Origin of the sequence: Phytobacter sp. RSE-02 (assembly GCF_040578655.1) — a bacterium.
GTDB classification, from domain to species: Bacteria; Pseudomonadota; Gammaproteobacteria; order Enterobacterales; family Enterobacteriaceae; genus Phytobacter; species Phytobacter diazotrophicus.
The window spans coordinates 202,313-222,220 of record NZ_JBEULY010000009.1 but is presented as its reverse complement, the minus strand read 5'-3'; the positions used below and the strand labels follow the sequence as shown (position 1 = coordinate 222,220).

Sequence of the window (19,908 nt, the reverse complement as noted above, 5' to 3'; positions counted from 1 at the left end):
TGTGGTGGTACAGCACGAAAGTGGGGATGATCGACCTGAAAAAGAGGTCGATCATCATGGGTAAAGGGTGTTAAAAAGTGTTCACCATGTCTCCGAACACCTGTCTACCATGTCTCCGGACCGTACAGGGAGAGGGGGAAAAGAAATTCGTAGCCCCGGTTAGCATAGCGACACCGGGGAGTGCGTTATATCCGCGCGTCCTATTACCTTACTGTTTTTGTTGAATAATTAATCAGATTTTTCTTGGTAGAATTTACAAAGCCGCCAGTGCCCGCCGTTTGTACTCTCCCTTTTTTACTTTGTTCTGAATCAAAAAAATCGCAAACTTGTTTGATGCAAATCACTATATATAGAACTTAGAATGCACGCCGACCCAACATATTGTATTAATCGTCTATTATTCCAACAAAGCAACGGCATCGACGCTGGCCGGAATTGTGGATAACAAGGGTCAGGATTCGGGGAACTCACTGTCGCAACAACACTTACCTCCAGTGAATAATTCCTCACCTCTGTGGATAACCTGTTTTTAATATGGAGTGATCATGACACCGCATGTGATGAAACGAGACGGCAAGAAAGTGCCGTTCAAATCAGAGCGCATCAAAGAAGCCATTCTGCGTGCAGCTAAAGCAGCGGGAGTCGATGACGCGGACTATTGCGCCACCGTCGCAGAAATTGTCAGTCAGCAGATGCAAAACCGTTCACAGGTCGACATCAATGAAATCCAGACCGCTGTCGAAAACCAGCTCATGTCCGGTTCCCACAAGCAGCTCGCGCGTGCCTATATTGAATATCGCCACGATCGTGATATCGCGCGTGAAAAACGGGGCCGCCTGAACCAGGAAATTCGCGGGCTGGTGGAACAGACCAACTCCGCACTGCTGAACGAAAACGCAAACAAAGACAGTAAAGTCATTCCGACCCAGCGCGACCTGCTGGCCGGCATCGTTGCCAAACACTATGCCCGTCAGCACCTGTTGCCGCGCGATGTGGTACTGGCGCATGAGCGTGGTGAAATCCATTACCACGATCTCGACTATTCGCCGTTCTTCCCGATGTTCAACTGCATGCTGATCGACCTGAAAGGCATGCTGACCCACGGCTTTAAAATGGGCAACGCGGAAATTGAGCCGCCGAAATCCATCTCTACCGCAACCGCAGTGACCGCGCAAATTATCGCGCAGGTCGCCAGCCACATTTACGGCGGTACCACCATCAACCGTATCGACGAAGTGCTGGCGCCGTTTGTTACTGCAAGCTTTGCCAAACACCGTAAAGTCGCCGACGAATGGCAAATTCCGGATGCCGATGGCTACGCACACAGCCGCACGGAAAAAGAGTGTTACGACGCCTTCCAGTCACTGGAATATGAAGTCAATACGCTGCACACCGCCAACGGCCAGACCCCGTTCGTCACCTTCGGCTTTGGTCTTGGCACCAGTTGGGAATCGCGTCTGATTCAGCAGTCGATTCTGCGTAACCGCATCGCAGGTCTTGGTAAAAACCGTAAAACCGCCGTGTTCCCCAAGCTGGTGTTCGCCATTAAAGATGGTCTGAACCATAAGTTTGATGACCCGAACTACGACATCAAACAACTGGCGCTGGAGTGCGCGAGCAAACGCATGTACCCGGATATCCTCAACTACGATCAGGTCGTGAAAGTGACCGGCTCGTTTAAAACCCCGATGGGCTGCCGCAGCTTCCTCGGCGTGTACGAAGAGAACGGCGAACAGATTCACGACGGGCGTAACAACCTGGGCGTCATCAGCCTGAACCTGCCGCGCATCGCGCTGGAAGCCAAAGGCAACGAAGCCGCGTTCTGGAAACTGCTGGATGAACGTCTGGTGCTGGCGCGTAAGGCGCTGATGACCCGTATCGCCCGTCTGGAGGGAGTGAAAGCGCGTGTGGCACCGATCCTCTATATGGAAGGGGCCTGCGGCGTGCGTCTGAAAGCGGACGACGACGTCTCTGAAATTTTCAAAAACGGCCGTGCGTCTATCTCGCTTGGCTTTATCGGCATCCACGAAACCATCAACGCGCTGTTCGGCAAAGAGCACATGTTCGACAGTGAAACGCTGCGTGCCAAAGGCGTGGCGATTGTAGAGCGTCTGCGCCAGGCGGTGGATCAATGGAAAGAAGAAACCGGCTACGGCTTTAGCCTCTACAGCACCCCGAGTGAAAACCTGTGTGACCGTTTCTGCCGTCTGGATACCGCTGAGTTTGGCGTGGTGGATGGGGTGACGGATAAAGGTTATTACACCAACAGCTTCCATCTCGATGTCGAGAAGAAGGTAAACCCATACGACAAGATTGATTTCGAAGCGCCATATCCACCGCTCGCCAGCGGGGGGTTCATTTGCTACGGCGAGTACCCGAATATTCAGCACAACCTGCGTGCGCTGGAAGATGTCTGGGATTACAGCTATCAGCATGTGCCCTATTACGGGACCAATACGCCGATTGATGAGTGCTACGAGTGTGGTTTTACCGGCGAGTTCGAGTGTACCAGCAAAGGCTTCACCTGCCCGAAATGCGGCAACCACGATGCAGCACGTGTATCAGTAACCCGCCGCGTGTGCGGTTATCTGGGTAGCCCGGACGCCCGTCCGTTTAACGCCGGGAAGCAGGAAGAAGTGAAACGCCGGGTTAAGCATCTGGGGAATGGGCAGATAGGTTAAGTTTTTTACCAACCTCTCCCCCTCACCCTAACCCTCTCCCTCAAGGGAGAGGGGACCGATCGAAAGCAACTTCTATTACTGTAACTTACCTGATCCGCGCTCTTCGCAAAGCAATTGGCGTCAGGACAAGGCGGCAAACGAGCGAATCCCGGGGAGCTGACATAAGTAAGTGACCCGGGTGAGTGAGAGCAGCCAACGCAGTAATGGCGTCAATTGAGAAGCGAAAATGAGGTTTCATCAATACTACCCTGTCGACATCGTCAACGGCCCCGGCACGCGCTGCACCCTGTTTGTCTCCGGGTGCGTACACGAATGCCCCGGCTGCTACAACAAAAGCACCTGGCGGTTAAACTCCGGCAAGCCGTTTACCAAAGAGATAGAAGACCAGATCATTGACGATCTCAACGACACCCGCGTCAAACGCCAGGGGATCTCGTTGTCCGGCGGCGATCCGCTCCATCCGCAGAACATCCCGGATATCCTCAAGCTGGTGCAGCGCATCCGCACTGAATGTCCGGGCAAAGATATCTGGGTCTGGACGGGGTATAAGTTAAACGAGCTGAACGACGCGCAAATGGCCGTAGTCGATTTAATTAACGTGTTGATCGACGGGAAGTTTGTGCAGGATCTAAAAGACCCGGCGCTTATCTGGCGGGGCAGCAGCAACCAGGTGGTGCATCACCTGCGATAGTAAAACCCCGGCACAGGTGCCAGGGGTATCAGTAGCCCGGATCGGGCGCTTGCGCCGCCATCCGGGTTTTCCCCGGCGGCGCTATGCTGCCGGGGCGGCGAAGGCACGTGATACATCCAGCCTGAACGGATTATTTCGCCACGATAAAACGTTTGGCGTCATCCATATAGGCTTTGTCGCCTGCAGGCGCGATAATTGAACCAAAGTTCATGTGCGCACGCAGTTTCCAGCTCGCCGGGATATTCCAGGTACGCTGAACATCCGCATCCACCAGCGGGTTGTAGTGCTGGAGGTTGGCGCCAATGCCTTTCTCTGCCAGTGCCAGCCATACCGCATATTGCGCGATACCTGAACTATGCTCTGACCAAATCGGGAAATTGTCGGCGTAGGCGGCAAACTGCTCCTGCAGCCCGGTCACGACGTCCTGATCTTCAAAGAACAGCACGGAACCCGCGGCAGCGGCAAAACCATCGAGTTTATCGGAGGTGGCGTGGAAGCTCTCTGCCGGAACAATTTTCCTCAGTTGCTCACGGACCAGCTCCCAGAATTTATTGTGCTCATTACCCAACAGGATTAGCGCGCGAGAACTCTGCGAGTTGAACGCAGATGGCGCTTGCTTGATGGCGTCCTGAATCGTCTGAACAACTTCATCTTCCGGCAACGGCAGGTCTTTGCCCAGTGCATAAATGGTTCTGCGTTGTTTCGCTAAAGCAAGGTAGTTCTCTGGCATAACGCCTCCTGAAAGCGTGGTGAATTCCAACGGAGTTGGGGTGTGCGTGACAGGCTGCTCCCGGGAAAGTAATGCGTTCAAAATTCGCTGAAACGAGTTCATGGTTCGCTGCTTCCTGTCGGTCCCTTAAAAGAGAGCAAACACCCCGCTGGCTGTTTGCTCTGACTGTGAAAAGAGTAGCCCTGCCAGCCAGTTAGGGAAAGCAGAACTATTTGTATCTATCGTTCAAAAAAAGTGAAAGAACCCTTAGTGTGATTATTTACTAAACATATTTTTATTACTGCCGATAATGACGTAGTCTCGTTCTTTCCCGCGTAGATTCATCATCCAACGAGGCAGAAGGCTCCTTGCGTCAGGTCCTGGATTGCATTTTTCGGAGATGACAATGAACGGTATTGATAAAGTTACCGCCGTAAGCGCAGGCACACTCGGTGATCCTCATTTATCAAATAATGAAAGTACGTTTGGTCTGCGAAATAAACCTAAATCAGCAGATGCTAATTCTGACAGTAATAGCTCTGGCAGCGATGATAGCAGTACCAAACTTTCGCTATCGTCCAAAACAGCGGAGGAAATTAAGAAACAACATCAATTAAAACAGGAAGAAATAAAAAAGACTGACTACACCCTGGAGATGACGGGCATCCCGCTATTTCATGGTCGGCTGGTCTCGGTGGTGAAATATCCTGACGGGAGTGAAGAGATGGTTGATGCACTCTCTGGCGTCAAATTAACGGCGCAAGACCTGCAGCAACAGTTTAGTCAGTCTACAGAAAACGTTCAGGAATCGTTAAATATTGAGATGGCAAACATCGCAGGGACACCGGGAGAGACTATTAAATCTCACGCCGGTAACGCAGAATAAATATTAAAAAATATAATCAGTCTTACTTGCGGAATAGTAAATTATTTACTACGCACACAGAAAGATAAGATAAGAAAACCTTATTTCCGCCAAGGAAAATAAGCACAAGCTTTAAATAGAATATTCGTTTTACTCTTTCGGAATATTAAGCAGTAACGTCTGGTCAGGTGGGGCGCGTTGTTTCAACGCGCAATCCCCATTAAAAGCGGCTAACGCATTCCATGGCTACGGCTTTAAATGACATAAAATCTTTACAGGCACTCAATCGGGATGCAGCCCGCTCGCGTAAAAACGTGACGAAAATATCGTATATCGCCATCGCCTCCTCATATTCGCTTTTGCTAATGGCCAGCAGGAAAATAACGTGGGCCGTCTCCTCCCCCCACTGAATGCCCTGGGGTGCCAGCACCGTATAGACCACCGTCTTTTGCGCCAGCAGGCCCAGCGAGTGCGGCAGCGCGATCCCCTCACCCAGCATGGTGCTGACAATCGCTTCACGTTCCACGACCGAGTCGAGGAAATCCGCATCAACAAACCCTTCCCGCTGAAGCTGGGCACAAAGCGTGGTGAATAACGTTTGTCTGTCTAACGGCTGGTCGATAATCGTGAAATGCGAAGCATCGAAATACTTTTCCAGAATCCACGGCCGCGTTCTGTCCACCAGCACCAGTTTGCCGATCTGTTCAAGCTGGTAGTCCGTCGGGAACGGCGCGATGGTCACAATCGGCTTCTCTTTATCGCTGATCCTTGCCGTGGAGATAACAAAGTCTTCGCTAATGGCCTCGCACTGCTCATAGTCGCGTAGCGTCAGCGTACGGGTGACCTCAATCTGTGGATATTTGCGTTGCAGCACCGCCTCAATCATTCGCGCCATCGCGTTACCCGCATCGCACACCAGCATCACCCGCGGCTGGCGCTGATAGCCAATGTTGTAATGCCGCTCCAGCCCAACGCCGATATGCAGCACCAGAAAGCCGACTTCGTTTTCGCTGATCACATACGGCGTATATTTCCCCCAACTGGAGACCGCGGCCAGCGTCATGTCCCACGCCATCGGGTAGTGCTGTTTGATGTTATCCAGCAACGGATTAGGGATCATGATTTGATAGCGCACCCGGGTGATCATGGTCTTGATATGGGTAAGCAGATCCGCATGTAACTGCGCATCGTTTTGCAGGTTGTAATTATAGTGGGTGTTGATGTAATTGAGGATGTAATTGACCAGCGCTTCGTCATCGTCCGCACTGATGGCGCTGGGGGTAATGTCCTGCAACTGACGCCCGGCGATATGCACCCGCAGCCAGTGGACTTCCGAAGCCGCCAGCGGTTTTTCGGCAAGCTGTTGTAGCGCGGCGGCAATCTCGCGCGCAGCATCCCGCACGTTCTCGTCACCGTCTTCGGCGGTGAACTCTGACAGCGGAAACCCTTCGCTGATACGGCGTACCGCTACCGCACAATACAGGCGGATGAAGCGCTCGCCCTCATCGGTCAGCCGAATATGATGCCGGGTAAAAACATCGTGCAGAATCACCGCCAGTTGCTCCGGTATCCCTTTATTGAGCGCCTCTTCGGTGACAAGCGGGTTGCGGGCATTCTGCTGCGTCAGTTCCCAGAGCAAATCCGTCAGGCAGGCACGCAACGCCATTTCGCTGCCGAACAACTTCATACCGTGACGCGGCCGGGTTTCCAGCGTCAGGCGATAGCGGGAAAACCACTCCCTCACTTCCGCCATGTCATTTTGCAACGTGGCGCGACTGACAAACCACTCGTCCGCCAGATCCTCCAGTTTGATGGAAAAGGCCGACGTCAGAAAACGCAGCAGAAGATGCTGTACCCGCTCCGGTCCGCTGCGGGGGATACGCAGCGTGCGCGGACGCTCTGCCTGCAGGGTCTGATAACGGCTGGCGTCGTCAATTTTTAGCTGATAACCGCTGCCACGGTTGAGGATAAACTGCGCCCCGTGGCTTTCCAGCAAAGCATTCAGCGCAGTGATATCAGCCCGGACGGTACGCGTGGAAACCGACAGCCGCTGCGCCAGTTCATCCTGCGGCAGCGTCTCGTTCTGCAACATCATAAACAGTTGCGCTAAACGTTGGTTGGGGAATCGCACGTCGTTGTCCTCTTAACATGGCTTTTCTCCCTCTCCCTGAAGGAGAGGGTCGGGGTGAGGGTGTGTTAACCCACGCGCTGTTGGGTTATCGCCAGCAACTGGCGGACATCCGCAGGGCGGGTATCGCCGCTTACCTTATCAATAATAGAACTATAAATATGAGGAATGATTTTACTCACCCCTGCGTCCAGTGCGATCTGCAAAATCTCACCAAAGTTCTCCAGATCGATACCGCCCGTCGGCTCCAGCCAGAAGTCATAACGCGCACACGCTTCCGCCACCGCCTGGTACTCTTGGCGACATTTCAGGCCGCCCATCGGGAAATATTTAATCGAACTGCCGCCCATGTCTTTGAGCAGAGCAATCGCCGTTTCCACCGGGACGATGCCGTCCGCCGCCTGGCTGCTGAGCGGCCCGGTAGAGATTTTGACCAGACCCGGCGTGCCCGTTGGCGACACCAGACCGTTCACTACGGTCGCGTTCTGGCCGAGCAGCGCACGGCTGGTCGCCACCCCGGTAAAGACCTGGTTAACATGCTGCGGCTGTACTTCACGGGAGATGGCGCTCACCATCGCCGACTGGTTCGGATCCCCTGCCCCCAGGCCCACGGAGAGGGCATTGTCGATACGCGCCGCATACTCACGCATATCTGCCACCGCGCTTGCCACATCCGGGTAGTTTTTGGAGAGTACCCCCACCAGCACATGACCTTCTGCGGCCTCGTAAATAGCGCTGGCGTTCTCTTTGCTCCCCGCCAGCACATTCAGGCAAACACGGTCATGGTAAAAATTGGGCGTCAGTTTCATGCGCGGGGCTCCTTATTCAGTTCTTCGGCGATACGGTTCGCCACAATGTCCAGTTGTTCAGCGCTCACGCTGCGTACATCGGCTTCGATGATCCCTTCATTGGCTTTGTAGCCACGGAAATAAATGGCGTATTCCCCCTGTTTCAGGGCGCTGACCAGCTCGCCGGTGGCAATGCCGGTGATCGCTTCATCAAACTTGATTTCGCTACGGGCGATATCACGACCGGCGCTGTCCCACACCACGCGGGCGCTGACGCCGTTGAGGGTGTTCAGCCTGTCGATAAACGACGTCATTTTGGCGACCATCTCTGCGCCGCTCTCTTTGGTGGCGCTCAGGTAGTGCTCAATGGCACATGTCAGCCCGAGGATACCCTCTTTACCCACTTTCATGGCGCGCCCGATCCCCGCCGTCTGGCGTTTGACCCACTCCACGTACTGTGTTCTGCCGATGACCAGCCCGCTGGTTGGCCCTTCGATCGCCTTCGCACCGCTGTAAATCACCAGATCTGCCCCGGCACGGTAATAGCACTGCAAATCTTCTTCCGCCGCCGCATCCACAATCAGCGGCAGGTTGTGTTTACGTGCCACTACCGCCGCCTGTTCCACACTCAGCATGCTTTTTTGTACACAGTGGTGCGATTTGATGTAGAGGATTGCCGCCGTGCGCGGGGAGATGGCCGCCGCCAGTTGGTCGGCAGAGCACTCGTTGGCATAGCCTGCTTCAACCACCTTTCCACCGCCCAGCGCCACCATGGTGCCCACCGGGGCGCCGAAGTTGACGTTATGGCCGCGTGGCAGGACGATTTCATTGTTCTCAATCGGCGTGCTGTGCAGGTTTTCCAGCAACCAGTCGCTGTCTTTCACCAGTACCGCCGCCACCGACTGGGCGATCCCCGCCGAGGCGCAGGAGACGACCGTCGCCCCTTCCACTTCCAGCAGCTTCGCAATGTAGTCGCCGGTTTTGTTCACCAGATCTTTCATTTCGAAGTAGTGATTCATGCCGTTCAACACGGCCTCAGCGACTTCCGGGCGCGGTGTGGAAACCCCCAGCATCGTCATGCGCCCGGAGGCGTTAATCACTTGCTTTAACTGATATTTTTCATAAATCGAAGACATGTTCCGCACTCCCTTGTTCGGTCATATAGCCCTTGCCTGCGCGAATAGCGGCAAGCGGCGTGAGTAACAGGTCGGCCTGCAGGGTGTCGTTTTCCGCGTCACGAAAGAGCGCGGGCTGACGGCGCAGATCGAAAATGGTCAGGTCGGCGTCATAGCCTACGGCAAGCCGCCCTTTGCGACGCAAACGCAGTCCGTCGGCGGCATGGTCGGTCACACAGGCAATCACCTGTGGCAACGACATACCAATAGCCAGGAATTTGGACATCACTTTCGCCAGCGAGAAGACCGGGCCGTTGATCCGGTTGCGGCAGTAGATATCAGAACTGATAGTCTGCGGCAGGATGCCAAGGGCAATAGCCTGTTTCGCGACGGCAAAGCTGAAACTGGCGCTACCGTGGCCGATATCCAGACGCACGCCGCGCGCAATGGCACGCGTAATAGAGGCACGCAGTTCGCCGGATGGCGTCAGAATGCGATTGGGTTTGCCGTTATAGCAGTGGGTGATGATGTCGCCGGAAGTCAGCAGATCGGCAATCTCATCCAGGTTTGGGGGGTTATTACCGATATGAACCATCAACGGCAGGTCGCCGTTCTCTTGCTGGATAGCTTTGGCGCGCTCTAGTGGCTTAATGCCGTTCTCGCCAACGACGCTGCTGCTCATACGCGCTTTCAGGCCGACGATAAAATCCGGATGGCGTTTCACCGCGTCGCGCGCGGCATCGGCGTCAATATTCGCCATGTTTGCCAGTTCGTTTTGCGCGATCAGCCCAACGCGAGAGATATTCAGTAGCGCATAGACCTCGGTCACCGCCTTGCGGGTAATGGCATAAAAGTCATCAATGTCGTCTGCCCCCGTACTCCCCGCATCAATGACCGTGGTCACACCCGTCGCGATACCGACGCTGTCCGGCTGGTCATTGTAAATCGGCGATTTGGAGTAGCAATGGACGTGGGAGTCAATCCAGCCCGCACTCACATAATGCTCACCACCTAAATCAACGGTTTTCATCGCCGGGCCGCTAATGTCGCCCAGCGCCGCGATGTTACCGTTTTCGATGGCGATATCCGTCACCGTGTCATCCACCAGACGCGCCCGGCGCAGGAGTAAATCAAACATGCGAATCTCCAGTGATAACGGGTGCTTACGCGCCCGGTCAGATCAAAGTGCAATCGGGAAAATGGAGCCCAGCAGCATCGCCCCGAGGATGGCGCCCCCGGTAATCGGTTTTTGCCAGAGGTAGAACAGCAGCGCGCCAATCAGAGAGCCGATGCCGATAGGAATCGACGCGGTCATCGCGCTGAGGATAATCAACGGGCCAAGGAAACGGCCGGAAGCATTGCCCGCCCCCATCATGACGTCCGCCCCGTAGGTGGAGTCGCTCTGGTTGATGGTGAACTTACGCGCCAGAATGATGATGTAACCAATCGCCAGGCCAATCACCAGGCCGGTCGCCAGCGAAGCGATAAAGTTGGTCACCGGGAACATAATTCCCGCACCCAGCAGTAGCGCGGGAACGCCGAGACCAACGCCGGTTTGAATCGCCCCGCCGATGTCCAGAATCCCCACCAGTGAACCTTCGATAATGCGGGCGAACAGGAAGCTCGCGCCAAAGGCCGCCACCGCGCCGTACGCGCCGGTATCAATCCCCGATTTCAGCATCGCCACAAACGCCACTTCGTTAAAGGCACCGATGCCGTAGAGGTAGTACATATGGGTCCCGGCGAAGACGCCGGAAGAGAGCAGACCGACAAAAATCGGGAATGACCAGTCGGCGTACCAAAAACCTTTATTCTGTTCCATCATCGTTCCTTACTTGCCGCTGAGCGAGTTATGGATGAGCTCCAGCCAGTTCGGCGCGCTCAGGTGGAAGGACTGGATCATTTTCAGATCGAAGCCACGGAAGAAGGCGCTCAGGACAAACAGGGCCACAATGGCGCTCATCATCACTTTGGTGACGCGATGCCAGCCGCTCTCTTCCACACCTTTACCAATCAGAATGCCCAGCACCAGGCCCGGCACGGCGTTACCCATGATGAGCTGCGCGGCACCGCCAAAAACGGTGGCCCAGAAGCCGGATTTTTTCCCCGCATCGATCGCCGCCAGCCAGAAGATCACCGGCATGACGGTGTTGACCAGCAGGTTCGCCGCAGGCACCAGAACTTTCACCGCCGTCACCTGTAGTGCTGCCGGAACGGAGGAGGCTGTCAGGTTAAGGAAGGTCACCACGATCATGCCGATCAGGCCGCAGGCGATGGCCATCTTTTTCGGATCATGGAGGGTTTCGCCGACGTTGCGGTTTTTCACCATCAGCGCCGCCGCGCCCCAGTTCGGAATGATGCGATGATCAACGTCCTGAGTGAAGGAACCCGCCGCTACAGACGAGGCCCAGGCGTTGAAGAAGAAACCTAACCCAAAGGAGAAGTGAGAAGCCGGATCCCCTTCACAGGAATTCAGCTCGCCGAGTGTACGAAATGCGCCCATCCCTTGCGTGGTCGGCGCATGAAACATGCGTGCAGCCCCAGCGCCTACCCCGACGCCCACAAGGCCGCCGATGATGAGCGATTTTATTAAAATTATCAGGAACATCAGTCTGCCCTTTTAGTCAAAATCAGCGTTGCGTGACGAAATCCACTTTGTCGAGATTGATGGCGGTCACGTTGACGGTGACATCCAGCTCCACGCTGTATGTCCGTCTTTCGCGGCGCAGAAAGAAGAACAAAAAAGCCTCTTTCCGCGTCGTTTCATGCGCATGAACAACCTGCACGTCCTGTGGCTCTATACGCAGTAAAATGTGCGGCGACGCTTTCATCACCGCGGCCTGAACATGGTTCAGCGCATCGGAAAACGCGCGCGCTTTCGCCTCGCCTTTCCCTTTAACCCTGACCGTGGTGGTGAATTGTTCTTTCATGGTTACGCGCCGTATTTTTTCTGCCACGCCTGCACCAGGCGCTCGCCTAACTCTTCTTTATCCATAAAGCCGAAACCCAGTACATTGCAGCCTTCGTTGATGGCGGTAACACCTTCTTCAACCGAACGCATGCCGTATTTGGCTTTATAGCCGTGTTTGTTTTGCGCGGTGATAGCCCCCGCGCCGCCGCTGCCGCAAAACGAGATGCCGAACGTCGCGTTTTCCGCTTTCATCACATCGCCCAGCTTCATATCCGCCGCCACACCCGGCACCACCACGGCGCGTCCACCGGCTTTCTCAACACCTGCCGCCACTTTCTGGCCTTTCCCCAGACGGTCGCCAATCACTACGGTAATCTGTTCCATTGTTCGCTCCTTACAGGTTGTCTTTTGCCACTTCGAAGTGCACCGACAGTAGCCAGGCTTCTTCTTCCGGGAGGTTGCCAAATTGCGCCACGACATCGCGGGCAAGTTGCATTGATTCAGGCGAGATTTCGTCAAACAGGCTGGCATCCACCTCCGGTAGCGGCTCGCCAGTCACCGACCGGTGCGCCATCGCGCGGACATGCGAGGTCAACATCTGCTGCTGCACCGCATTAGGCGTGATGTTGTGCTGGCGCAATAAGGTGTATACCTGCGTGAGCATATGCCCGGCCAGGCTTGCCGTTTGTTCCGCCCCGTCTCCAGCGTCGTTCATTACCGCTCCGTTTTTCACTCGTCTTACCCCGTTAATGGCCTGGAATAAAACTAACGTTGCAGGTTAAGAGTTTGTAGCGAGGAGTTTTCCACTTTGAAGTGGAAAGCCGGGAGACTTTAGTGATCTGCGCCACATTAATGCGCCCCTCCGGGGCTTTTCACTGTGCAGCGCTCACAGCTTTGATGGAAAAATGCGGAAAAACGGGGCTACGGGAGAATAAAAAAAGGGTCAACATGAAGTGAAAAGTGTGACGAGATAAGGGTTCCTTATGAAAAAGGATCAAAGGGTCGTTTTTAGTGCCTGCAAGAAATAGTCGGTAAACGAGGAGACAATCGGCAGCAACGGCCTGATCGGTAAGCGCAGCAAATGCATGGGGCGCGGAGGTGGCAGGTAGTCTGGCAGCACCGGGCAGAGACGGCCGTCGTCGATATCCTGTTGTAACGTCAGAACAGAGTGCTGCACTATCCCCAACCCGGCGAGCGCCGCCTGGCGTATCGCCTCGCCAGAATCGACCATCAGACGCGGTGTAATCGCAACCTCCAGCTTCCCGGACGGGCCTTCCAGTTGCCAGCTATGATCCGAGCGCCACTGGCTGAAACTGATGCAATGATGCTGCCTCAGATCTTGTGGCGTGAGCGGCGCGCCGTGGCGTTGCAGGTATTCGGGGGAGGCGGCGAGGATCATACGATACGGCGGAAGCGGAATGGCGACGATCCCGTCATCGTTGATATTGCCAATGCGTATCGCCAACTGGAAGCGCTCTTCAATCAGATCCACTTTCCGATCGGTCAGCACCATTTCAGCATCGACCCCAGGATATTGCTGCAGAAAACGCGACAGGATGGGGGTGAGAACGCGCTGGCCAAAGGTCACCGGCGCGCTGATACGCAGCATGCCCGCGACATTGTCATACAGATGGTTTGCCAGCCCGTCCGCCTCACGAATGGTGGCAAGGATCTGCAGGCCATACTGGTAAAAACGCTGGCCGGCATCCGTCAGCCCTTGTCGCCGGGTCGTCCGGTGAATCAACTGGCATCCCGTTCTGGCTTCCAGTTCGCGCACATGTTTACCCACCATCGCCGGGGTGATGCCCAGTTCTTCCGCCGCCGCGGTGAAGCTGCCGCAGGTTACCGTGCGGACAAAGGACTCAACGCATTTTAAGTAATCCATTCACCACCCCAATTCTAAACTTTGGCTATCAAATCAAAATAACAGACTCCACTTTATCCGCCCATGACAGGGAGGAATAATCGTCACATCACCCTCTATTAGGTCATTTTATTATGCAATCACTGGTTTTCGATGAGTTTGGATCTGCCGACGTGTTGTACTTGCGAGAGAGCGCCACGCCGCAGCCAGGGCCGGGCGATATTCTCGTTGAAATTTCCGCGGCAGGGCTTAACTTTGCCGATGTCTATCGGCGACAGGGACGTTATCCCCTTGCCGGAAACGCGCCCTGGACAGCGGGTTATGAAGGGGCCGGGCGCGTGGTGCAGGTCGGTGCGGGGGTCAGCGGCTGGCAGCCAGGGGATCGTATTGGCTTTACCGATGTGCCGCTGGCACATGCCAGCCACGTTATTGTGCCGCAAACCCATGCTATTCACCTTCCCGACTGGCTTAGCGAGGAGCAGGCCGCCGCCGTGCTGTTACAAGGGTTGACCGCTGATTACCTGATCCACGATGTATTGCCGGTGTTGCCGGGGATGCGCGTTGCCGTACTGGCCGCTGCCGGTGGTGTTGGGCGGCTACTGACGCGGATGCTCGTCCACCGGGGTGTTCAGGTGCTTGCCGTAGCATCAAGCCAGGAGAAGCAGGCCATCTGCCTTGCCCACGGGGCGGAAATTGCGGTGGGTTATGACACCTGGCAGAAACAGGCCGCAGGCTGCGATATCGTTTTTGACTCCGTCGGCAGCACCCTGTTGCAAAGCCTCGAAGCCGTGAAAGAAGGCGGCCGCGTGGTGCTGTTTGGGATGTCAGGAGGAAAAATTCCGGCCGTGGATCCGGCTGATTTTTTACTGAAATCCTCCGGGGTGCTGGGGGCCGATCTGTGGACATACTTGACCTCGCGGGAGCAACGTCAACGGCGGGCGGATCGCCTGTTCGGGCTTATCAAAGAGGGTCATGTCTCGCTGCCCGATATTACCGCGTTTTCACTGAGGGAAGGGGCAAAAGCGCATCGTTTGCTGGAGAACCGGGAATTTAGCGGGAAGATCGTACTTGTCCCGTAGCGGGGAGAGAAGCGGGGCATATGCCCCGCTTCGGGATAGTTAGCGGAACTTCTTGTGGTTGCTGTTGCGGGTGGCTTTAAAATCTTCAGCCGCCGCTTTTGCTTCTTTGACTTTGCCTTCGTTCGCCAGTTTCAGCGCGCCGTCGATCTGACCAATCAGCGTCTGCATCCCCTGGTGGTAGTCTTTCATTTCAGGGCTGTCCGGTGCTTTACCTTCCAGCTTCGGCGGTGTCGCTTTTTGCGCATCTTCGGCAGCCGTGCGCATTTTGGTTAACGCATCTTTAATGGTGGCGGCGTCATCCGATTTTTCGACAACCTGGAGATTTTTGTTGAGGGTGTCCATGTCATCTTCAAGGTCGGCAGCAAAGACATGTGCCGAGCCCAGGACAAGGGTAGAGACAGCTAACATCGCCAGCAGTTTTTTCCGCATTGCTCACTTCCTTTTTTATTATTAAAAAAAGCCATACCCTCAATAATTCGAGATTCAGGCAGCCGGAAAACGTCTGGATTCCAGCCGTTTACAGGAGTAAACGACCGGGGTGTGCACGTACAGCCAACGCGCCTGTAACCTGAACTATGACGGGCATTACTGACCGGCGATTTTCATCTCCGGTAACAACACTGAACCACACTGAATATTACTACGTGTTTCGATATCGTCAGCAATCGTAACGATATTACGCCACATATCTTTCAGATTTCCTGCAATGGTGATCTCACTTACCGGGTACTGAATTTCACCGTTTTCCACCCAGAACCCCGCCGCACCGCGGGAGTAATCGCCGGTAATACCGCTAACGCCCTGCCCCATCAGTTCGGTAACAACCAGACCGGTACCCATCTGCTTAAGCAATTGCTCAAAGCTCAGGCCGCGCCCGGCGATCCGCCAGTTGTGGATCCCGCCCGCGTGCCCGGTGCTTTTCAGCCCCAGTTTGCGTGCGGAGTAATTAGTCAGCAGCCACTGCGTTAATACGCCATCTTTGATGATGTCGCGACGCTCTGTGCGCACCCCCTCGCTGTCGAACGGCGTAGAGGCCAGCCCTTTCAGCAAATGCGGATGTTCTTCAATGGTCAGCCATTCCGGCAGAATTTGCTTACCCAGCGAGTCAAGCAGGAAGGTGGATTTGCGGTACACCGAACCACCCGCAATTGCCCCGACCAGATGCCCGAACAGGCCGGTCGCCACTTCATGGCCAAAAATGACCGGCGCTTTCATGGTGGAGAGTTTACGCGGAGCAAGGCGAGAGAGCGTACGGCGCGCGCACTCTTCCCCCACCCATTCAGGGCTTTGCAAATCGCGAATATCACGGCTAATGGTGTAAGCGTAATCGCGCTCCATATCCCCGTTCTCTTCGGCGATAACGCAGCTTGAGAGCGAGTGACGCGTGGAGGCATAGCCCTGCAACATACCGTGGCTGTTGCCGAAGACTTTGACGCCGTAGTGGCTGTTAAAACTGCCGCCTTCGGTATTGTTAATGCGCTTGTCGGCTTTCAGCGCCGCCTGCTCTGCGCGTGAAGCCAGATCAATGGCTTCGTCTGGCGTTACCTCCGCCGGATGGAAGAGATCCAGATCCGGTGCTTCGAAGGCCAGTAGCTCTTTATCCGCCACCCCGGCAAAGGGATCTGGCGACGTGTAGCGGGCGATATCCAGCGCGGCCTGCACGGTGCGGGCAATCGCATCCGGGCTTAAATCGGTGGACGACGCGCTGCCTTTGCGATTTTGATGATAAACCGTAATGCCTAACGCACCGTCGCTGTTGAATTCTACGTTCTCCACTTCACCGTAGCGCGTGCTAACGCTGATCCCGGTGGTCTTGCTGACAGACACTTCCGCACCATCCGCTTTTCCGGAGGCCAACTCCAGCGCGGTAGAAACCGCTTCTTCCAGTGCTTTGCGTTGTTGTGCAACTTGTGTGATTACTTTCATCGCCAATGCCATAATTAGAGGAGAGAATCTTTGAAGTCTAACAGAGAACCGTTTTTCAGTGCGCCCCTTAACTGGTAACATTAGCCTCTTTTTTGAGGAACCTGAGATGACAAAGCAGCCCGACGACTGGCTCGACGACGTTCCCGGTGACGACATCGAGGACGAAGATGATGAGATCATCTGGGTCAGTAAGAGTGAAATTAAACGCGACGCCGAGGAATTAAAACGCCTTGGCGCAGAACTGGTAGACCTGGGTAAAAATGCGCTGGAGAAAATCCCGCTCGACCAGGACCTGCGCGACGCCATTGAACTGGCGCAGCGTATCAAGATGGAAGGCCGCCGCCGCCAGTTACAGTTGATTGGTAAATTGCTGCGTCAACGTGACGTTGAGCCAATTCGCCAGGCGCTGGATAAGCTGAAAAACCGCCATAACCAACAGGTGGCGTTTTTCCACAAGCTGGAACAGATTCGCGACCGCCTGATTGAGGAAGGTGATGACGCCATTGCGGAAGTGTTAGGCCTGTGGCCGGACGCGGACCGTCAGCAATTACGTACGCTTATCCGCAACGCGAAGAAAGAGAAAGAAGGAAACAAACCGCCAAAATCCGCGCGTTTGATTTTCCAGTACCTGCGCGAGCTGTCCGAAGCCGCAGAGTAACCTCCCCCGGATGTGCGGCTCGCCCCGCACATCGCTTTTCCTCTTCTCCCTGCCAATTCGTTTCCCCGGCCTTTTCTGGTTCTCTACTTATTGCCGTAAATAACTAAATATGTACCTGGTACATTTTTCAATTTGCATCATGTACCCGGTACACTTATAGTGAACTCAGGAGTGGCTAAGGATCAGGGATTGATATGTTCACTTTTATTGAACTGCTGGGTTTCAGTAAGCGACGCCAGGCGCTTTTACCTGATGACGAATACCGGGCGTTTCAGGAAATGCTAATTGAAGATCCAGAAGCTGGTGACACCAACGCGGATACCGGTGGATTTAAAAAGATCCGCTGGCGTCGGCCCGGTATGGGCAGGCGCGGTGGTATCAGGGTGATTTATTACACGCTGACGAGCAAGGGGCGTATTTATCTGGCTTTGCTCTACCCTATGAACGAAATGGATAATTTGACGGAAGCTCAAAAAAAGCCCTTAAGCAATTATCCGACATGCTGGTATAACGCTAAAGCTCTGTAACTTCCACCAGGCGGCAAAGTCCGTCTACGAGCAGCGATGAGAGACAGATGAAAGACGAATTATTTGCCGATCTGCTGGCCAGTGCAGAAGAGATGGTGCGCATTGAAAAAGGCGAACATATTCCACTGCCGGAACATGTGCATACGTTTAGCGAAATTGATGTAAAAGCGATCCGTGAGGCAACCGGGTTAAAGCAACAGGATTTTGCCGTGGCGGTGGGCGTCAGTTATGACCTTGTCAAAAGTTGGGAGACAAAGCGCCGTCAACCCACAGGGGCGCCGAGAAAACTCCTCCTGCTCCTGCAGGCGAACCCATTTATCATTAATCAGCTAAAAGCCATTTAATACCCACACTTTGCGCCACTCGTATCAGTACCTGGTGGCGCGATAAATGTCCTGTCATCTTCCCCTCACCTCGCCAGCCAGGCCTTCCAGGGATCTAAAAATTCTCTTACCTATGTTTTATCTATCTTATTGATATCCCAAGGCCAATTAAGCTGAATCGTTAAAGCTAAAATCATTCTGGTTCACAGATTTTATGCATGAGCTTTCATGATTACATAGTTAAAAGCGATCAATAGCAGATTTTTGATCACTCAATTGCGCTTAATTACACCAGATGAAACGGATCACATTTTTTAGCGTCAGCAATTATTAGATTTCAGGGGTCATCAAAATAATCGATTCAGCAAAAAAGGAATAAAAATGAAGAAAGCCCTGGTGTTATCAACCCTCGCTCTGCTTATTTCTGGCAACGTCTGTGCAAAAACATGGTTGCTGACAAGCGCTGAAAGCGGCGTAGAACAAGGAAACTGGCAGGTCACCAGCCAGCAGCTGAAAATTAAAGATCAAACTTTCAGCATTGAGCAAAAAGTCCTGCACGGCGGCAAGCAGGAAGGCAGTAAAATCATCACCATCAGCAGCCAGAATGGCCTGACAATCACCCTGAGCCCGACTCGCGGCATGAATTTGCTTCGTGTAGAAGGTTTTGGCGTGCGGATGGGCTGGGATTCACCGGTAAAAGAGGTGGTTAACCCGGCGTATATGAATCTGGAAAGCCGCAATGGTCTGGGGTGGCTGGAAGGATTCAACGAAATGCTGGTGCGCTGCGGCTATGAATGGACCGGTCATCCGGTCACCGCTGACGGGCAGATTTATACCCTGCACGGCAAAGTGGGCAACACCCCGGCCTCACAGGTTTCCGTGGATGTCAGCGAGAAAGCGCCGTATGAAATTCGCATTCGTGGGCTGGTAAAAGAGAGCACCTTCAAAAAAGCCGATCTGCAAACCGAAATGGAGCTGAGCTATATTCCGGGCAGCAACAGCTTTACCCTGCATGATGTGCTGACCAACCATGCTGATTACGCGCACGATTACCAAATCATCTATCACAGCAACTTCGGCACGCCGATTCTGGAAGAAGGCGCGCGCTTTATCGCCCCTGTTGAGAGCGTCAGCCCGTTTAACGATTACGCCAAAGCCGGGCTGAAAAACTGGCAAACCTATAGCGGGCCGACCAAAGGTTTCGATGAAATGGTATTTAACTTCAAGCCGCTGGCTGACGCGCGTAAAGAGACCGTGGCGGCGGTAATAAACAAAGCCGGTGATAAAGGGGCAGCCATCAGCTTTAACACCCAGCAGTTGCCGGTGCTGACGCTGTGGAAAAATACCGACACCCTGAAACAGGGCTATGTGACGGGGATTGAACCAGGTACCAGCTACGCCTATCCGGTGACCATTGAACGCGAACAGAAACGCGTGAAGAAACTGGAACCGGGCCAGAGCACCCGTTTCGATCTGACCTACACCCTGCTGCACAACGCAAGCCAGGTGAAGGATGTGGAAAAACGCGTCGCTGATATTCAGGGAGCTAAAGCACCGCAGATCATCGACACGCCAATCGCCAAAGAGTAAGCATAAAAAAAACCGCGCCATTCCCATCAGATGGCGCGGTTTCCTGAACGTCT

General features: G+C 54.3%; 22 protein-coding genes. 9 read left to right on the top strand and 13 right to left on the bottom strand.

Annotated features, from left to right (window positions below):
* The 3 genes from ABU190_RS19140 to nrdG form a co-directional block, all read left to right on the top strand.
* Positions 1 to 74: hypothetical protein (locus tag ABU190_RS19140; protein WP_354691669.1), on the top strand; the 74-nt coding region annotated here is incomplete at its 5' end.
* A gap of 471 nt (positions 75 to 545) precedes the next feature.
* Positions 546 to 2,681, top strand: a complete 2,136-nt coding sequence (gene nrdD / locus ABU190_RS19135; RefSeq protein ID WP_071193505.1) for an anaerobic ribonucleoside-triphosphate reductase — start codon at positions 546 to 548, stop codon at positions 2,679 to 2,681.
* Positions 2,682 to 2,907: 226 nt separating this feature from the next.
* Complete coding sequence (gene nrdG / locus ABU190_RS19130) at positions 2,908 to 3,372, top strand: anaerobic ribonucleoside-triphosphate reductase-activating protein (RefSeq protein ID WP_354692149.1); 465 nt, start codon at positions 2,908 to 2,910, stop codon at positions 3,370 to 3,372.
* Positions 3,373 to 3,502: 130 nt separating this feature from the next.
* Here the strand turns inward: nrdG and ABU190_RS19125 are convergent, their stop codons facing one another.
* On the bottom strand, positions 3,503 to 4,102 hold the full coding sequence (locus ABU190_RS19125) for a nitroreductase family protein (protein ID WP_110295152.1): 600 nt from the start codon (positions 4,100 to 4,102) through the stop codon (positions 3,503 to 3,505).
* A gap of 385 nt (positions 4,103 to 4,487) precedes the next feature.
* Between ABU190_RS19125 and ABU190_RS19120 the strand changes: the two genes are divergently transcribed.
* Entirely contained in the window at positions 4,488 to 4,967 is a 480-nt protein-coding gene (locus ABU190_RS19120; RefSeq protein WP_110295153.1) for a hypothetical protein, read from the top strand.
* A gap of 199 nt (positions 4,968 to 5,166) precedes the next feature.
* On the opposite strand, the gene ABU190_RS19115 is transcribed toward ABU190_RS19120, so the two are convergent.
* The 10 genes from ABU190_RS19115 to ABU190_RS19070 all read right to left on the bottom strand — a co-directional run bounded on the left by ABU190_RS19115 (position 5,167) and on the right by ABU190_RS19070 (position 13,773).
* A complete protein-coding gene (locus ABU190_RS19115) occupies positions 5,167 to 7,077 on the bottom strand; it encodes a PRD domain-containing protein (protein WP_354692148.1) in 1,911 nt (636 codons plus the stop codon).
* 65 nt (positions 7,078 to 7,142) lie between these two features.
* Entirely contained in the window at positions 7,143 to 7,883 is a 741-nt protein-coding gene (locus ABU190_RS19110; protein ID WP_354692147.1) for a KDGP aldolase family protein, read from the bottom strand.
* The gene (locus ABU190_RS19105) at positions 7,880 to 8,998 is read right to left on the bottom strand and encodes a DgaE family pyridoxal phosphate-dependent ammonia lyase (RefSeq protein WP_354692146.1); all 1,119 of its coding nucleotides are present in this window, start codon (positions 8,996 to 8,998) and stop codon (positions 7,880 to 7,882) included. The genes ABU190_RS19110 and ABU190_RS19105 overlap by 4 nt, the downstream gene beginning before the upstream one ends.
* The gene (locus ABU190_RS19100) at positions 8,982 to 10,115 is read right to left on the bottom strand and encodes an amidohydrolase/deacetylase family metallohydrolase (RefSeq protein WP_039077743.1); all 1,134 of its coding nucleotides are present in this window, start codon (positions 10,113 to 10,115) and stop codon (positions 8,982 to 8,984) included. The genes ABU190_RS19105 and ABU190_RS19100 overlap by 17 nt, the downstream gene beginning before the upstream one ends.
* A gap of 42 nt (positions 10,116 to 10,157) precedes the next feature.
* Complete coding sequence (locus ABU190_RS19095) at positions 10,158 to 10,799, bottom strand: DUF4310 family protein (RefSeq protein ID WP_039077744.1); 642 nt, start codon at positions 10,797 to 10,799, stop codon at positions 10,158 to 10,160.
* Positions 10,800 to 10,808: 9 nt separating this feature from the next.
* Entirely contained in the window at positions 10,809 to 11,585 is a 777-nt protein-coding gene (locus tag ABU190_RS19090) for a DUF4311 domain-containing protein (RefSeq protein WP_039077745.1), read from the bottom strand.
* Between the two features lie 22 nt (positions 11,586 to 11,607).
* Positions 11,608 to 11,907 (bottom strand): DUF4312 family protein, encoded by a 300-nt coding sequence (locus tag ABU190_RS19085; protein WP_039077746.1) that lies wholly within the window; start codon positions 11,905 to 11,907, stop codon positions 11,608 to 11,610.
* Positions 11,908 to 11,909: 2 nt separating this feature from the next.
* Positions 11,910 to 12,272 (bottom strand): SFCGS family glycine-rich protein, encoded by a 363-nt coding sequence (locus ABU190_RS19080; RefSeq protein WP_020456288.1) that lies wholly within the window; start codon positions 12,270 to 12,272, stop codon positions 11,910 to 11,912.
* A gap of 10 nt (positions 12,273 to 12,282) precedes the next feature.
* The gene (locus ABU190_RS19075; protein WP_296414293.1) at positions 12,283 to 12,621 is read right to left on the bottom strand and encodes a PRD domain-containing protein; all 339 of its coding nucleotides are present in this window, start codon (positions 12,619 to 12,621) and stop codon (positions 12,283 to 12,285) included.
* 261 nt (positions 12,622 to 12,882) lie between these two features.
* Complete coding sequence (locus tag ABU190_RS19070; RefSeq protein ID WP_354692145.1) at positions 12,883 to 13,773, bottom strand: LysR family transcriptional regulator; 891 nt, start codon at positions 13,771 to 13,773, stop codon at positions 12,883 to 12,885.
* A 113-nt stretch (positions 13,774 to 13,886) separates the two neighbouring features.
* Here ABU190_RS19070 and ABU190_RS19065 point away from each other — a divergent pair, with 113 nt between their 5' ends.
* Positions 13,887 to 14,831, top strand: a complete 945-nt coding sequence (locus ABU190_RS19065) for a quinone oxidoreductase (protein WP_354692144.1) — start codon at positions 13,887 to 13,889, stop codon at positions 14,829 to 14,831.
* Between the two features lie 39 nt (positions 14,832 to 14,870).
* On the opposite strand, the gene cybC is transcribed toward ABU190_RS19065, so the two are convergent.
* Both cybC and pmbA read right to left on the bottom strand, forming a co-directional pair.
* The gene (gene cybC / locus ABU190_RS19060; RefSeq protein ID WP_039077750.1) at positions 14,871 to 15,260 is read right to left on the bottom strand and encodes a cytochrome b562; all 390 of its coding nucleotides are present in this window, start codon (positions 15,258 to 15,260) and stop codon (positions 14,871 to 14,873) included.
* Between the two features lie 156 nt (positions 15,261 to 15,416).
* Positions 15,417 to 16,769, bottom strand: coding sequence for a metalloprotease PmbA (pmbA, locus tag ABU190_RS19055; RefSeq protein WP_039077751.1), 1,353 nt, complete (start codon positions 16,767 to 16,769; stop codon positions 15,417 to 15,419).
* Positions 16,770 to 16,863: 94 nt separating this feature from the next.
* Here pmbA and yjgA point away from each other — a divergent pair, with 94 nt between their 5' ends.
* The 4 genes from yjgA to ABU190_RS19035 all read left to right on the top strand — a co-directional run bounded on the left by yjgA (position 16,864) and on the right by ABU190_RS19035 (position 19,855).
* Complete coding sequence (yjgA, locus tag ABU190_RS19050) at positions 16,864 to 17,415, top strand: ribosome biogenesis factor YjgA (RefSeq protein WP_039077752.1); 552 nt, start codon at positions 16,864 to 16,866, stop codon at positions 17,413 to 17,415.
* 194 nt (positions 17,416 to 17,609) lie between these two features.
* The gene (locus ABU190_RS19045; RefSeq protein WP_354692143.1) at positions 17,610 to 17,942 is read left to right on the top strand and encodes a type II toxin-antitoxin system RelE/ParE family toxin; all 333 of its coding nucleotides are present in this window, start codon (positions 17,610 to 17,612) and stop codon (positions 17,940 to 17,942) included.
* A gap of 47 nt (positions 17,943 to 17,989) precedes the next feature.
* Complete coding sequence (gene nadS, locus ABU190_RS19040; protein WP_039077754.1) at positions 17,990 to 18,286, top strand: NadS family protein; 297 nt, start codon at positions 17,990 to 17,992, stop codon at positions 18,284 to 18,286.
* Positions 18,287 to 18,646: 360 nt separating this feature from the next.
* On the top strand, positions 18,647 to 19,855 hold the full coding sequence (locus ABU190_RS19035; RefSeq protein ID WP_071193499.1) for an aldose 1-epimerase family protein: 1,209 nt from the start codon (positions 18,647 to 18,649) through the stop codon (positions 19,853 to 19,855).
* The last annotated feature ends 53 nt before the right edge of the window (positions 19,856 to 19,908 follow it).

Excerpts from the sequence above, each read along its gene's own strand:
- ABU190_RS19110 (WP_354692147.1), bottom strand. The coding sequence starts at position 7,883 with ATGAAACTGACGCCCAATTTTTACCATGACCGTGTTTGCCTGAATGTG.
- ABU190_RS19070 (WP_354692145.1), bottom strand. The coding sequence starts at position 13,773 with ATGGATTACTTAAAATGCGTTGAGTCCTTTGTCCGCACGGTAACCTGC.
- cybC (WP_039077750.1), bottom strand. The coding sequence starts at position 15,260 with ATGCGGAAAAAACTGCTGGCGATGTTAGCTGTCTCTACCCTTGTCCTG.
- ABU190_RS19095 (WP_039077744.1), bottom strand. The coding sequence starts at position 10,799 with ATGGAACAGAATAAAGGTTTTTGGTACGCCGACTGGTCATTCCCGATT.
- nrdD (WP_071193505.1), top strand. The coding sequence starts at position 546 with ATGACACCGCATGTGATGAAACGAGACGGCAAGAAAGTGCCGTTCAAA.
- ABU190_RS19100 (WP_039077743.1), bottom strand. The coding sequence starts at position 10,115 with ATGTTTGATTTACTCCTGCGCCGGGCGCGTCTGGTGGATGACACGGTG.
- ABU190_RS19090 (WP_039077745.1), bottom strand. The coding sequence starts at position 11,585 with ATGTTCCTGATAATTTTAATAAAATCGCTCATCATCGGCGGCCTTGTG.
- pmbA (WP_039077751.1), bottom strand. The coding sequence starts at position 16,769 with ATGGCATTGGCGATGAAAGTAATCACACAAGTTGCACAACAACGCAAA.
- yjgA (WP_039077752.1), top strand. The coding sequence starts at position 16,864 with ATGACAAAGCAGCCCGACGACTGGCTCGACGACGTTCCCGGTGACGAC.
- ABU190_RS19065 (WP_354692144.1), top strand. The coding sequence starts at position 13,887 with ATGCAATCACTGGTTTTCGATGAGTTTGGATCTGCCGACGTGTTGTAC.
- ABU190_RS19105 (WP_354692146.1), bottom strand. The coding sequence starts at position 8,998 with ATGTCTTCGATTTATGAAAAATATCAGTTAAAGCAAGTGATTAACGCC.
- ABU190_RS19080 (WP_020456288.1), bottom strand. The coding sequence starts at position 12,272 with ATGGAACAGATTACCGTAGTGATTGGCGACCGTCTGGGGAAAGGCCAG.
- ABU190_RS19045 (WP_354692143.1), top strand. The coding sequence starts at position 17,610 with ATGTTCACTTTTATTGAACTGCTGGGTTTCAGTAAGCGACGCCAGGCG.
- ABU190_RS19035 (WP_071193499.1), top strand. The coding sequence starts at position 18,647 with ATGAAGAAAGCCCTGGTGTTATCAACCCTCGCTCTGCTTATTTCTGGC.
- ABU190_RS19125 (WP_110295152.1), bottom strand. The coding sequence starts at position 4,102 with ATGCCAGAGAACTACCTTGCTTTAGCGAAACAACGCAGAACCATTTAT.
- nrdG (WP_354692149.1), top strand. The coding sequence starts at position 2,908 with ATGAGGTTTCATCAATACTACCCTGTCGACATCGTCAACGGCCCCGGC.
- ABU190_RS19085 (WP_039077746.1), bottom strand. The coding sequence starts at position 11,907 with ATGAAAGAACAATTCACCACCACGGTCAGGGTTAAAGGGAAAGGCGAG.
- nadS (WP_039077754.1), top strand. The coding sequence starts at position 17,990 with ATGAAAGACGAATTATTTGCCGATCTGCTGGCCAGTGCAGAAGAGATG.
- ABU190_RS19120 (WP_110295153.1), top strand. The coding sequence starts at position 4,488 with ATGAACGGTATTGATAAAGTTACCGCCGTAAGCGCAGGCACACTCGGT.